Source organism: Curtobacterium sp. 260, from assembly GCF_030803485.1.
Taxonomy (GTDB): domain Bacteria; phylum Actinomycetota; class Actinomycetes; order Actinomycetales; family Microbacteriaceae; genus Curtobacterium.
Map to the genome: position 1 here is coordinate 71,689 of NZ_JAURUY010000010.1, position 13,056 is coordinate 84,744.

Annotated in this window: 12 protein-coding genes; 4 read left to right on the forward strand and 8 right to left on the reverse strand. The window is 73.7% G+C overall.

Going from position 1 to position 13,056, the window contains the following annotated elements:
* The first annotated feature begins 65 nt into the window (after window positions 1-65).
* Together J2X59_RS12060 and J2X59_RS12065 are read left to right on the forward strand one after the other, a co-directional pair.
* A complete protein-coding gene (locus J2X59_RS12060; RefSeq protein ID WP_066656163.1) occupies window positions 66-626 on the forward strand; it encodes an RNA polymerase sigma factor in 561 nt (186 codons plus the stop codon).
* Window positions 623-1,492: a hypothetical protein gene (locus J2X59_RS12065; protein WP_326496830.1), complete on the forward strand. Its 870-nt coding sequence runs from the start codon at window positions 623-625 to the stop codon at window positions 1,490-1,492. The genes J2X59_RS12060 and J2X59_RS12065 overlap by 4 nt, the downstream gene beginning before the upstream one ends.
* Window positions 1,493-1,637: 145 nt before the next feature.
* On the opposite strand, the gene J2X59_RS12070 is transcribed toward J2X59_RS12065, so the two are convergent.
* The 6 genes from J2X59_RS12070 to J2X59_RS12095 all read right to left on the reverse strand — a co-directional run bounded on the left by J2X59_RS12070 (window position 1,638) and on the right by J2X59_RS12095 (window position 9,147).
* On the reverse strand, window positions 1,638-3,902 hold the full coding sequence (locus J2X59_RS12070) for an FdhF/YdeP family oxidoreductase (RefSeq protein WP_326496862.1): 2,265 nt from the start codon (window positions 3,900-3,902) through the stop codon (window positions 1,638-1,640).
* Between the two features lie 38 nt (window positions 3,903-3,940).
* Window positions 3,941-4,807, reverse strand: a complete 867-nt coding sequence (gene fdhD, locus J2X59_RS12075; RefSeq protein WP_066656158.1) for a formate dehydrogenase accessory sulfurtransferase FdhD — start codon at window positions 4,805-4,807, stop codon at window positions 3,941-3,943.
* Window positions 4,808-4,913: 106 nt separating this feature from the next.
* Complete coding sequence (locus tag J2X59_RS12080; RefSeq protein ID WP_326496831.1) at window positions 4,914-6,107, reverse strand: molybdopterin molybdotransferase MoeA; 1,194 nt, start codon at window positions 6,105-6,107, stop codon at window positions 4,914-4,916.
* Window positions 6,104-6,436 carry a DUF6457 domain-containing protein gene (locus J2X59_RS12085; RefSeq protein ID WP_326496832.1) on the reverse strand — a complete coding sequence of 111 codons (333 nt, stop codon included), beginning with the start codon at window positions 6,434-6,436 and terminating at the stop codon, window positions 6,104-6,106. The genes J2X59_RS12080 and J2X59_RS12085 overlap by 4 nt, the downstream gene beginning before the upstream one ends.
* 4 nt (window positions 6,437-6,440) lie before the next feature.
* On the reverse strand, window positions 6,441-7,046 hold the full coding sequence (gene mobA, locus J2X59_RS12090; protein WP_326496833.1) for a molybdenum cofactor guanylyltransferase: 606 nt from the start codon (window positions 7,044-7,046) through the stop codon (window positions 6,441-6,443).
* 31 nt (window positions 7,047-7,077) lie between these two features.
* Window positions 7,078-9,147 carry a glycosyltransferase family 39 protein gene (locus tag J2X59_RS12095; RefSeq protein ID WP_326496834.1) on the reverse strand — a complete coding sequence of 690 codons (2,070 nt, stop codon included), beginning with the start codon at window positions 9,145-9,147 and terminating at the stop codon, window positions 7,078-7,080.
* A gap of 203 nt (window positions 9,148-9,350) precedes the next feature.
* Here J2X59_RS12095 and J2X59_RS12100 point away from each other — a divergent pair, with 203 nt between their 5' ends.
* On the forward strand, window positions 9,351-10,607 hold the full coding sequence (locus J2X59_RS12100) for an endo-1,4-beta-xylanase (protein ID WP_326496835.1): 1,257 nt from the start codon (window positions 9,351-9,353) through the stop codon (window positions 10,605-10,607).
* Window positions 10,608-10,672: 65 nt separating this feature from the next.
* Here J2X59_RS12100 and J2X59_RS12105 read toward each other — a convergent pair whose 3' ends face one another.
* Window positions 10,673-11,260: a CGNR zinc finger domain-containing protein gene (locus J2X59_RS12105; protein ID WP_326496836.1), complete on the reverse strand. Its 588-nt coding sequence runs from the start codon at window positions 11,258-11,260 to the stop codon at window positions 10,673-10,675.
* 63 nt (window positions 11,261-11,323) lie between these two features.
* Between J2X59_RS12105 and J2X59_RS12110 the strand changes: the two genes are divergently transcribed.
* A complete protein-coding gene (locus tag J2X59_RS12110) occupies window positions 11,324-12,625 on the forward strand; it encodes an MFS transporter (RefSeq protein WP_326496837.1) in 1,302 nt (433 codons plus the stop codon).
* 93 nt (window positions 12,626-12,718) lie between these two features.
* On the opposite strand, the gene J2X59_RS12115 is transcribed toward J2X59_RS12110, so the two are convergent.
* Window positions 12,719-13,024, reverse strand: coding sequence for a putative quinol monooxygenase (locus tag J2X59_RS12115; RefSeq protein WP_326496838.1), 306 nt, complete (start codon window positions 13,022-13,024; stop codon window positions 12,719-12,721).
* Window positions 13,025-13,056 lie beyond the last annotated feature (32 nt).

Genomic DNA, 13,056 nt, shown 5'->3' on the forward strand with positions numbered 1-13,056 from the left:
ACGCCGCGCCCGCGCGCGACACGCCGAGTCGGGAACCGATCGCGCCGGTGCGGACACCACCTGACATGAACCAGATCACGGGGGACCGGGCCGACTGGGCCCTGAGCCTCGCGGGGGACGGGCAGGCCTTCGGCAGGGTCTTCGACCGGCACGCCGCGAGGCTCCGGCGACATGCCGTCGGCCTCGTCCCGGCAGCAGCACCGGCCGACGCGGACGACGTCGTCGCGATGACCTTCCTCGAGGCCTGGCGGCGCCGCGACCACGTCCGCTTCGTCGACGACTCGCTCCTGCCGTGGCTCCTCGTCACGGCGACGAACACCGCGCACAACGTCACCCGGTCGGCGCACCGGCACCGGGCGTTCCTCGGCCGGTTCCCGGCGCCCGAGCCGGCGCCCGACCCCGCGGAGCAGTTCGGCGACGGCGGTGCGGTCGCGGCCATGGGGCGGCTGTCGCTCGACGACCAGCGCGTCCTGACCCTCTGCGTGCTCGAGGGACTCAGCGAGCGCGAGGCGTCGGCGGTGCTCGGCGTCGCCCCCGGGACCGTCAAGTCCCGACTCCACCGGGCGAAGGCCCGGCTCCACAAGCGGTACACAGCCACAGCGGAACCCCTCGGAGGCGCACTGTGAACGACGACTTCTCCCCCCGCCTGACCGCCATCCGCGACGCGCTCGTCGCGGAGGTCGACCGCACCGGTGCTCCGCGGACGGCCGCGGCCCGTCACCGACGCCCGACGCGTGCCACCGTGCTCGCCGTCCTCGCCGCGTTCGTGGTCGGCGGCGGGCTGACCGGCGGCCTCACCGCAGCGGCGCTGCCGGGCGCGGACCCCGACGCCGCGGTCGAGACCGGGCTGGCGATCTCCGCCCGGTACCAGGTCGAGGAGGGCGACCACGCGCGCGTGCTCGGGGACCCGGTCTTCCTCGTGGCGCACGGGGACCGGACGACGACGGTCGTCGATCCGCCCCGCGGTGCGGACGCACTCACCGTCGCGTGGACCTGCCTCGATGCCGGGAGCTTCCGCGTCGAGGTCGACGGCACCCCGGTCGGCGGCGAGTCCTGCACCCCCGCGCGCGACGGCCGCGATCCGGTCACGGTGGGCCTCCTGCCGGTCGACGACGGGGCGGTGCGGGTGACGGTCGCGGCCTCGGGATCGGCACGGTGGGCGCTGTGGACGTCGTGGACGGAGCGGGCGACGATCGCGGGACCGTCGCCGCAGCAGGACGCCGAGACCGACGACGGGGTCGTCACGTTGCAGGAGTACACGACGGCGTTCAACCGGCTGCAGGCGTGCATGGCGCAGGCCGGCCACCCGATGGCCGTCGTCCCGCTCACGTACGCCGCGGACGGCCTGTCGCGCTCGACACCGGGCGGCGACGGGCCCTGGTACCGGTACGGCATCGCGTCGGAGAGCATCGAGGTCTACGACACCCAGTGCTACCCGCGCGAGTTCGAGGCCGTCGACACGATCTGGCAGGGCGAGCACCCGGAGCCCTGACCCGGCACCGCGGCGGACGGGAGGCACGGCGCCGGCTGGCACCGTGCCTCCCGTCCGTCAGCGGTGCGCGTTCCGCGACGTCGCGGCTGTCGAACGACAGCGGTCTCGTCGCAGGACGCGTGTCACGAGCCGCCGTCCGCGTGCCTCACACGCCCGCGGGCACCGCCACCCGCGTCAGCCGCACCGGCACGGCCTTGGACACCGGGGTGTTGCTGCCCTTCGCCGCGCTGTCGAGCGGCACGAGCACGTTCGCCTCGGGGAAGTACGCCGCCGCACACCCGCGAGCACTCGGGTACGCGACGACCCGGTAGTCGCGCAGCACGCGCTCGACGTCGTCGTCCCACACCGTCGCGACGTCCACCCGGTCGCCGTCCTGCAGCCGGAGCTCGACCAGGTCGTCCGGGTTCACGAAGACGACGTGGCGGCCCTTCTTGATGCCGCGGTACCGGTCGTTCAGGCTGTAGATCGTCGTGTTGTACTGGTCGTGCGACCGCAGCGTCTGCAGCAGCAGGGTGCCCTCGGGGCGCTCCACGTGCTCGAGCTCGTTCACGGTGATCATCGCCTTGCCGGTCTTCGTGGCGAAGGTCCGGGAGTCGCGGGGACCGTTCGGCAGGACGAAGCCCTCCTTGCTCGCGGCGCGGCGGGAGTAGTCGTCGAAGCCGGGGACGACGTGGCTGATGTGGTCGCGGATCACGTCGTAGTCGTCCCGCATGCCCTGCCAGTCGACGGCGACGCGGTCGCCGAGCGTGGCCTTCGCCAGCTCGCAGACGATCGCGACCTCGGACAGCAGCCCGGGGGCGACCGGCGGGACCTGCCCGTGGCTGCCGTGCACGGAGCACACGGTGTCCTCGACCGAGACGAACTGCGGACCCGCAGCCTGCACGTCGATCTCGGTGCGGCCCATCGTCGGCAGGATCAGGGCTTCCTCGCCCACGACGGCGTGCGACCGGTTCAGCTTCGTCGACACCTGCACCGTCATCTCGGTGCCGCGGAACGCCGCCTCGGCGAGCTGGCTGTCGGAGATCGCGGCGACGAGGTTGCCGCCCATCCCCATCCAGAACTTGATCTCGCCGCGCTGCATGGCCGTGATGCCCTTCAGCGCGTCGACCCCGTGCTCGCGGGGCGGCTCGAAGTGGAACTCCTCCGCCAGGGCGTCGAGGAACGAGTCCGGCATCTGCTCCCAGATGCCCATCGTCCGGTCGCCCTGCACGTTGCTGTGCCCGCGGATCGGCGAGGCACCGGCGCCGGGTCGACCGATGTTCCCGCGGAGGAGCAGGAGGTTGATGATCTCCTTGATCGTGTCGACGGCCTTGGTGTGCTGCGTGATGCCCATCGCCCACGTGATGATCGTCCGCTCGGAGCGCATGTAGCGCTCGGCGAGCTCGTCGATCTCCTCGGTGGTCAGGCCGGTGGCGCGGAGGACCTCGTCGTCGTCGACCCGCAGGACGTGCTCGACGAACGCCTCGTACCCGCTGGTGTGCTCGGCGATGAAGGCGTGGTCGACGACCGTGCCGGGGGCAGCGAGCTCGGCCTGCACGACGCGCTTCGCGAGCGCCTGCAGCAGGGCCATGTCACCGCCGAGCCGGATCTGCACGAACTGGTCGGCGATCTCGGTCCCGCGGCCGACGATGCCCCGGACCTTCTGCGGGTTCTTGTAGCGCTTCAGGCTCGACTCGGGGAGCGGGTTGACGGCGACGATCTCGGCGCCGTTCTCCTTGGCGTCCTCGAGCGCGGTGAGCATCCGGGGGTGGTTCGTGCCGGGGTTCTGGCCCATCACGATGATGAGCTCGGTCTCCTCGAAGTCGTCGTAGGCGATGGTCGACTTGCCGATACCGACGACCTCCGCCATCGCGAGGCTCGTCGACTCGTGGCACATGTTCGAGCAGTCGGGCAGGTTGTTCGTGCCGAAGGCGCGCACGAAGAGCTGGTAGACGAAGGCCGCCTCATTCGAGGTGCGCCCGGAGGTGTAGAACGACGCCTGGTCGGGGGAGTCGAGCCCGTTCAGCTTGTCCGCGATGATCCCGAACGCCCGCTCCCAGCTGACCGGCTCGTAGTGGTCCTTCCCCGCGGGCTTCCACACGGGTTCGGTGATGCGGCCCTGCTGTCCGAGCCAGTACTCGGTCTTGTCGGCGAGGTCGTGGACCGAGTGCTCGGACCAGAACGTGCGCGGCACGAGCAGCGGGGTGGCCTCCCACACGACCGCCTTGGCGCCGTTCTCGCAGAACTCGGCGGTCTTGCGCTTGTCCGGGTCCGGCCAGGCGCAGCTCATGCAGTCGAACCCGCCCTTCTGGTTCAGGTTCAGCATGAGCTTGGCGGTGCGGGCCACGCCCAGCTGCTCGATCGCCGGGGCCATCGAGTGCAGGACGCCGGGGACGCCTGCGGCCCACTCCTTCGGTTCGCCGACCGTCATCTCGGCGTCGGTCACGTCGTCCTTCGGGGGCTGTTCGGTCACGGTGCGCTCACGGTCTCTCGAGGGGCTGGTGCTGGTTCGGTGATGCGTTCGGGGCGGCTGTAGACGACCATGCTCTGGCCGCGCAGGAAGCCGACGATCGTGATGCCGACCTCCTTCGCCAGGTCGACCGCGAGCGACGACGGCGCGGACACGGCGGCGAGCACCGGGATCCCGGCCATCGAGGCCTTCTGCGTCAGCTCGAAGCTCGCCCGGCCGGAGACCATGAGGACCGTGCCCCGCAGGGGCAGCCGTCCTTCCTTCACGGCCCACCCGACGACCTTGTCGACGGCGTTGTGCCGACCGACGTCCTCGCGGAGCACGAGCATCCGCCCGCTGGCGCCGTCGAACAGCGCTGCGGCGTGCAGGCCGCCGGTCTTCTCGAACACGTCCTGGGCCTCGCGCAGCCGGTCGGGGAACGTCGCGAGGAGCGCCGGGTCGAGCACGAGGTCGTCGTGCAGGACGCTGTGCTGCGAGGTCGTCCGCACGGCGTCGATGCTGGCCTTGCCGCACAGGCCGCACGAGCTCGTCGTGTAGAACGCGCGCTCCAGGCTCGGGTCCGGCGCGGGGACGCCGAGTGCGAGCGTCACGTCGAGCACGTTGTAGGTGTTGAGCCCCTCGTCCGTCGCGCCGGCGCAGTACCGGGCGGCGGCGAAGTCGTCACCCCGGGCGATCACGCCCTCGGACACCAGGAACCCCGCGGCGAGGTCGACGTCGTTGCCGGGCGTCCGCATGGTGATCGCGAGCGAGTTCCCGCCGACGCGGATCTCGAGCGGCTCCTCGACGGCCAGCAGGTCGTCGCGCACCGACCGGGACGTCGCGACGGTGATGCGGGTGACGCGCTTCCGCGCCGTGATCCGGCTCATGCTCCGGGTCTACCACCCGTGCCCGGCACCCGCCAGGGCGGTGCGGTTCCCGCACGCCGTCCTGTGGCGGTCCTCAGGCCTGCCGTCGGACCGTCCGGTGCGCCCGTCAGCACCACGGCAGCCGGACGGGAGGCACGTCCTCGCCCGCCACGCCGCCCCCGGCCGGGACGACCAGCAGTCCGTCCGCGTCGGCCAGGCCCCGCAGCATCGCCGAGGTCTGGTGCGACGCCGGGACGGCGCCCTCGGGCGTCGCGCGGTACGCGAGCACCAGCGCGCCCGGCCGGTCGTTGGGCACGTCGACCGCGAGCCGCACCCGTCCCACCGGCTCGAGCGGCCGTCCGAGCAGTCCGGCGACGAGCGGTCCACCGAGCAGCACGAGGCCGACCATCGCGGCCATCGGGTTGCCTGGCAGGCACAGGAACACCGTCGGGCCCCGGCGGGCGAGGAGCATCGGTCGTCCCGGACGCACGTCGACCCGGTCGACGAGCAGCTCGGCCCCGATCCGGGCGAGCGCACCGCGGACGTGGTCGGTCGACGAACCGGCCGTGCCGCCCGTGCTCACGACGAGGCGCTCGCGAGCGGCGTCGAGCACGCGGGCGGTGGTGTCGGGGTCGTCCGGCACGCGGTCCGAAGAGACGGGGTCGGCACCGAAGGTCCCGAGCACCGCGGGCAGGGTGTGCGAGAAGACGTCGCGGACCTGTCCGGGTCGTGGGACCCCGGCACCGACGACCTCGTCGCCGAGCACCGCGACCCGGGCGGTCGGGACCGGCGCGACGCGCACGTCGTCGACCCCCGAGGCGGCTGCCAGCGCTGCACGCGGCGGCGTGAGCACCGTGCCGCCGGCGAACAGCACCTGGTCACGGGTGACCTCCTCGCCCGCCGGTCGGACGTGTCGGCGGGTGGACGGCGTGTGGCGGACCAACCGGCCGTCGCCGACCGCGGCGTCCTCGGACCGCACCACGGCCTCCGTGCCGGGCGGGACGGGTGCCCCGGTCGTGATCGGTCGGGCGTGCCCGGTCGGCAGCGGCACGTCGGAGGGGACCGCTCCGGCGACGATCGGCGCGCCGAGCACCCACGGCCCCGGTCCCGCGACGGCCCACCCGTCCATGGCTGCGCCGTCGTGCCCGGGGACGTCGCCGCGGGCGGCGAGGTCGCCGGCGAGCGTCCGGCCGAGCGCCGACGCCAGGTCGAGCCGGACGGGTCCGGCTCCCGGGTCGGTGGCGGTGTCGGCGGCGAGGCGGACGCCCTGCCGGTGTGCCTCGTGCCGGGCGTCGGACCAGGACGGCAGGACCAGCGTCACCGGGCGTCGGACCCGGTGGTGCCGTCGATCCGGCCCGTGTGCTCGGGTCCGTCCGGTCCGTCGGTCGTGTCCGGGGTGTCCCTGTGCGCGAGCGCGAGCCGCGTCGCGGTCGCCGCGGCATCGGCCAGGTCCGCCTCCGACCCGCCGCGGAGCCCCGCGGCGTACCCGACCAGGAAGGTGGTCAGCGGAGCAGCCGGACGGGCCACGCCGTGCGCGGCGTCACGGGCGAGGTCGAGCACGACGTCGCGGTCGAGCGCAGCGCCCTCGGGGAGGCCGAGCGCCTCGGCGAGCTCGGCGGTCCAGGCGGCGAGGACGTCGTCAGTGGTCATGCGGTCAGTCAAGCAGCCGAGTGTCCGCCGTGGCCCGCACGGCGTCCTCCGGTTCGTCCACGTCCGCACAGAGTGCGGCGGGCAGCGGGACCTCGACGAGCCGGAGGCCGCCGGTCAGCCGTCGCACCGCCGCGCCGGTCGGGTCGCCGAGCGCCCGGACCGCAGCGCGCAGCGCGTCCGAACGGTACAGCGCGAGCAGGTGCTGCCGACGCCCGTCCTCGTCGACCGCCACCAGCCCGTCGGCGCCCCCGGCGCCCGTGATCGCCCGCACGAGCCGATCGACGGCGGCCTCGGGCCGGACCAGGTCGCACGCGAGCACGAGCGTCCACGGAGCGGGGTCGGCCACGGCAGCGAGTCCGGCGGCGATCGCGGCGACCGGGCCGCCGAAGGGCGGGTCCTCACGGACCTGCACGACGCCGGCCGGCGCGGTGCGGCCGGCGCGGAGTCCGACGAGCACCACCGTCCGGGCACCGGCAGCAGCGGCGATCGCGTGGCCCGAGAGCGTCTGCCCGCCGGAGACGAGCGCGGTCTTGTCGACCCCGCCCATCCGCGACGCCCGGCCCCCGGCCAGCAGGACGGCGTCGTGCGGAGCGACCTCGGCATCCCTCATCCCTGCACCGTAGCCGGACGGAGCGGGGTCGTCAGGAGCAACGCTCCAGCGCGTACGACTGCAGGGCTCCCCAGGGCGTCGTCCGGACGCCGACCGCGGCGCCCCAGCGGTGCAGCACCCGGCAGCCGAGTGCGTCCGTCGCCCGGCGGACCGGGTCGGAGGCCCGGGCGTCTGCCGACACGACGAACAGGCGCTCGCGGCCGGAGTGCACCGCTGACTCGATCTGCGCCGTGGTGAAGACGGGCACCTGGCCGGAGAAGCCGCCGTCGGTCAGGACCTCGTCGCCGGTCGCCCCGATGACATCGGAGGCGACCTGCCACGAGTCGGTCAGGAACAGGGGTGCGCCGTCACGACCGCCACCGGCCTGCCGGGCGTCCGTGACCAGTGCCCGCTCCGCAGGGGGCAGGTCGGTGTCGCCGCCCCACGGGTCGGGCGGCGAGACGGTGAAGGCGTCGTCCGCTGCCGGAGTGAGACGGTCGTCGGTGCCGATCCTGCCGGTACCACCGCGCCCGAGGGCGACCGCTCGGAGCGGCCGCTGCCCGTTCCGGCCGTCGATGCCCTGCCCGAGCCCGACCGAGGCGTCCGCACGGCTCCCGTCACGAGCGGCGTCGAGCGCCTGCAGGGAGAAGCACGCGGGCCCGAGCACGACCGCGGCGACGAGCAGGCCCGCCGCGGTCCGTCGCCCCGCCCCGCCCGGCGCTCGTCCGGTCGCCGCCGGCCCGGACCGACGGCTCCGGACGCCGAGCACGACGAGGGCGGCGGCGGTCGTGCCGACGGCGACGGTCGCGAGCAGCGCCGGCTCTGCCGAGGTGCGTGCGAGCCAGGTCCACCAGGCGCCCTGCAGGACGAGCAGCCCAGCGGGGACGAGCCGCAGTCGGCGGTCCGGAGCGTCCGCGAGCCGGGCGGCTCCCCACCAGCCGAGGGCGGCGAGGGCGGCGAGCTGCACGCCGATGCCCGCGACGTAGGCGGTGTGCGGCAGGTGCATGACGGACAGGACCACCACCGCGGTCGCCAGCCAGACGACCAGCGTGCACAGCGTGGCGGAGGGGACCCGGGCCTCCCGGACGGTGCGTCGCGGCCACCAGCGGAACGCGCCGAGCACGATCCCGGCGAGCGCAGCGGGCCACGACCACCCGACCTGCGAGGCGTAGCGGGGCGAGAACAACTGCAGGAGCGGGTGTCCGGCCGCGTGGCCGACCGCGAGCGACCACCGGTCCGCGGCCGCGTCACCCGCGGTCCGCAGCGCACTGACGGCGCCCGGCCAGGCTCCCGGCAGGAACCGGTCGACCCCGTTGTAGCCGAAGACCATCGCGAAGACGCTGTCGTCGGTGGAGCCGTCGACGAACGGGTGGTCGGCCGTCGGGAGCAGGGCGACGACGACCGACCACCCGAGGCTCGCGACCAGCGTCGCCGACACCAGGGCGGCGAGGTGACCGGCGGCCCGACGCCAGCGCGGACCCGGACCGGCGGTCGCGACGAGGGTGCCGACCACCAGCGCCGGGAGGACCAGCCACGCCTGCAGCATCTTGGCCTGGAACCCGATGCCGACGAACAGCCCCGCGAGCAGCAGCGGCCACCAGGTGCGGGTCAGGGCGGCGCGTTGCCACCACACGAGGGCGACGGCGAGCGCAGCGGTGAGCAGGCCGTCCTCCATCGGGTGGCCGAACATCGACACGAAGATCGGGGTCGCGGCGGTCAGCGCGGCCGCGACCAGACCGGCGCGGGCCCCGAGCCAGCGGAGCACGACCACCGACACCGCCATCGTGGTGACGGCGCCCTCGACGACCTGCGGTAGGCCCATCGCGGCCGCGGACATGCCGAAGAGGTGCACGCTGATCGCCTGGGGGACCGCGAAGCCGGCGAGCTTGTCGAGGGTGACGGTCGCATCCGGGTCGAAGGAGCCCGAGAGGAAGGCCGGCAGGGACTCGGACATGGACCGGACGGCGCTCGCGTAGAAGGACAGGTCGCCGCCGCGGCCGAGGTTCCAGCTCGTGAGCACCGCGCCGAGCACCACCACCAGGGTGAGGGTGGCCTGCTCCCACCGGCCCTGGTGCCACCACCGGGCCGGGCGTTCCGCGGCCGCGTCGATCGTCGTCGTCATGCGGTGACTGTCCCGCGGCAGTCGATGGAGCAGCCGTGCGGAGCCGCCCGGGGGCAACGGATCCGTTCAGCCAGGCCCCCAGGGAACCGCGGTCTCCGGACGACGGTGGGGTCGGGGCTGTCGCGTCCGCCGAGCACCAGCTATGTTCGGCAGCACAACAAAACCGGACGACGGTGGCGACGCGGCCGCCGGAGGAGCAGCCCATGGTCGAGCACGGAGTCCAGCACGAGTCGGTCGCGCACCGCACCGGCGAGACCGTCCTGACGGTCGTCGACCACCACGGCGCACCGCTGCCGGACGTCGAGGTCGCCGTCGAGCAGACCCGGCATGCCTTCGGGTTCGGCAACATCGGGTTCGACTTCGTGGAGCTGGCGAACGACGAGGTCGACGGTGCCGGACGGGAGCGCCTCGAACGCCTCGCCGACCTGTACGCTGACGTCTTCACGACTGCGACGCTGCCGTTCTACTGGGGGCGCTTCGAGCCGGAGCGCGGGCGCCCGGACACCGCTCGGCTCCGGCGCACCGCGGAGTGGTTCCGCGACCGGGGGATCGCGCTCAAGGGGCACCCGCTCGTCTGGCACACCGTGCAGCCGGACTGGCTCCTCGGGCTGCCCCTCGACGAGGTCGAGCAGCTGCAGCGGGAGCGCATCCGCCGCGAGGTCGGCGACCTCGCCGGGCTGGTCGACACCTGGGACGCGATCAACGAGGTCGTCATCATGCCCGTGTTCGACAACGGCGACAACGCCATCACCCCGCTCGCCCGGGCGAAGGGCCGCATCTCGACGATCCGGATGGCGTTCGAGGAGGCCCGCGCCGCGAACCCGCGCGCGACCCTGCTGCTCAACGACTTCGACCTGTCGAGCGCGTACGAGTGCCTGATCGAGGGCGTGCTCGAGGCCGGCGTGCAGATCGACGCCATCGGGCTGCAGACCCACATGCACCAGGGGTACTGGGGTGAGGAGACGATGCTCGCGATGGTCGACCGCTTCGCCCGGTACGGCCTGCCGCTGCACCTGACCGAGACCTCGCTCGTGTCGGGTGACCTCATGCCCGCGCGCGTCGTGGACCTGAACGACCACGTGGTGGACTCGTGGCCCTCGACGCCCGAGGGCGAGGCCCGACAGGCGGACGAGGTCGAGCGGCACTACCGGAGCCTGGTCGGGCACCCCGCGGTCGAGGCGGTCACCCTCTGGGGCATCACCGACACGGGCGCCTGGCTCGGCGCGCCGATCGGGCTGGTCCGCGAGGACGGGACGCCGAAGCCGTCGTACGAGGCACTGCGTCGACTCGTCAAGGAGGAGTGGTGGACGGGGCCGACCGTGCTCCGCACCGACGAGCGCGGGCAGGTGCGGGTGCGCGGGTTCCGTGGGGAGTACCGGGCCGAGGTGCGGGGCACGTCGGCAGCGGTCACCGTCGGGCGCGAGCCGGCCGAGCAGCGGGTGGTCGCGTCCGCGACGTGACCAGCGGCGGACGGGAGGCGCGGTGCGGGCTCCGTCCCGTGCCTCCCGTCCGCCCCGGCGCGTCGTCAGTGCTGCTTCCGGGCCTGGTGCCGCGCGACCCGGTTGCGGTTGCCACAGCCGGCTGCGGTGCACCAGATGCGGTTGTGCCGCGGTGAGGTGTCCAGGTACACCCAGCCGCAGGCGTCGTCCCCGCACTGGCGCGCGCGGCTGAGGTCCGAGGTGAGCAGGTCCTGCGCTTCCCGGGCGATCAGCGTGCGGGGGCCGGTGAGGCCGGTCGGTACCGACCACGTCCAACTGCTCTGGTCGGGATCCCGCACCAGGGATGAGCGCTGCACGGCGCCGGCGTACTCGGTGGCGACGAGGTCGACGGCCGTGTCCGAGCCCTGGAACACGGCCTCGTAGATCGCTTCGCGCAGCCTGATCACCGCTGCCAGCTCCCGGGCAGCGACGTCCGGCACCTCGACCGCCGCGGCCCGGAGGTCGCCGAGGTCGGCGCAGCCGGCGATCTCCGTGGACCAGCGGAGGAGTTCGTCGAACGTCGGGAGGGTGTCGATCGAGCGCGCGTCGTCGAGGCGCCAGTGGACCGTGTCGACGAGGTCCAGGGCCAGGTGGCCTGCGACCTTCGGGAACGCGGGCTTCGCGGGTGCGTCCATACCCCCAGCCTAATGGGCGTGGAGGCTGTACGCCATTAGCGACGGTCTGGCAGGGTCTAATGCATGGATGACTTGAAAGCCATTAGTCCACCACGCCTCGGCGCCGACTTCTCGCGCCTCTGGACAGCACTCGGTGCGTCCGCTGTCGGCGGGCAGGTCAGTGAACTCGCGGTGCCGCTCCTCGCCGTCGTGGTCCTCCACGCCACCGCCGGCGAGGCGGGGCTGCTCGGTGCCGCCCGGTGGGTGCCCTTCCTGCTGCTCGCCCTCCCGTTCGGCGTGGTGATCGATCGGTGCCGGAGGCGGCCGGTCCTCGTGGCCGCCGACGTGGTGCGGGCGCTGCTGACGGTCGGTGTCGTCGTGCTCGCGGTGACGGGTGCGCTGACGCTCCCACTGCTGGTCGTGGCGGTCGCCGCGCTCGGTGCCTGCACGGTGGCGTTCGAGGTCGGGTACCAGTCCTTCCTCCCCACGGTCGCCGGGCGCGACCAGCTGGAGCGGGCGAACGGGCGGCTCCAGGCCACGTCGTCCGTCGCTGAGGTCGGTGGCCCGGGGATCGCGGGCCTGCTCGTGCAGGTCCTGACCGCACCGTGGGCGCTCCTCGCGCACGCGGCGACGTACGTGGTCTCAGCCGTCGCGCTCGCTCGGATCCGTCGTCCGGAAGCCAGACCGGTACCCAGCGGGCACGGCGTGCTCCGGGATCTCCGCGACGGCTTCGACCACGTGCGGAGGGACCGGTACCTGGTCTCCCTCGTGGGCTTCGCCGCGATCTACAACCTCTTCGCGCAGTGGATCCTCGTCCTCTTCACCGTGCACGCGGTCCGACAGCTGGGCATGACCGCCGGTGAGCTCGGCGCGGTCTTCAGCCTCGGCGCGATCGGTGCCGTCGTCGGGGCGGCTGCCGCTCCGAGGACGGTCCGTCGGTGGGGTGTCGGACCGGTCCTCGTGGCGTGTGCTGCCGTCGAGTGCGTCGCGCTGTTCGCCCTGCCCGCCGTCGGACCGGACTGGCCGCGACCCACGGCGACGGCGGTCCTCGTGCTGGCGTTCGCGTGCAACGGTGCCGGGACAGCGCTCTCGAGCGTCGTCGCGCTCACCCTGCGGCAGCTCCGGACGCCGGACCACCTGCTCGGGCGGGTCAACGCGACCATGCGGTGGATCAGCTACGGGGTCATCGCCGTCGGGGCGGCGCTCGGCGGACTCGTCGGCGATGCCCTCGGAACGAGGGCCGCGATCGCGATCGGGTGTGCGGGCAACCTGCTCACCGTCGTCTGGGTCGTCTGCTCACCCCTCAGGCGCATCCGCGAGCCACGGGGGGTGCGCGTCTCGGATCCGGTCACGGGACGCCCGAGCGACCGGGGTGCAGGCGGGTGAGCGCGGTCCGGCGGCCACGGCCCGGTCAGGGCGCCGGCGCGTCCCCGTCGTTCCTCCGGCGGCGCCGACCGTGACCGGGCTCGCGCTGATCCGTCAGCCGAGGTCGAGCGTCCGGCCGAACGTCCGCGTGACGGGCGGCGCGGCGACGATCGCGGCGAGGGCCCTCGGGGCACCTTCGTCGGTCGCGCGCCAGGCGACGTAGGCGTCGTGGTCGGCGGGCGTGGTCCACCGCTCGAGCACGACGAGGTGCAGCAGGTCGGAGTCGTCGACCAGGACCTCGAGCGACTCGTTGCCCGCGAAGGTCGCCGTCTGGGCGAGGGTCTCGCGGATCGCGGAGTCGATCGTGTCCTGCGCGACGTCGTCTCGCAGCTGGACCTCGAGGAGGACCGTCTGGGTCATGTGCGTGCCTTTCGTCAGGAGCGACCGGCGTT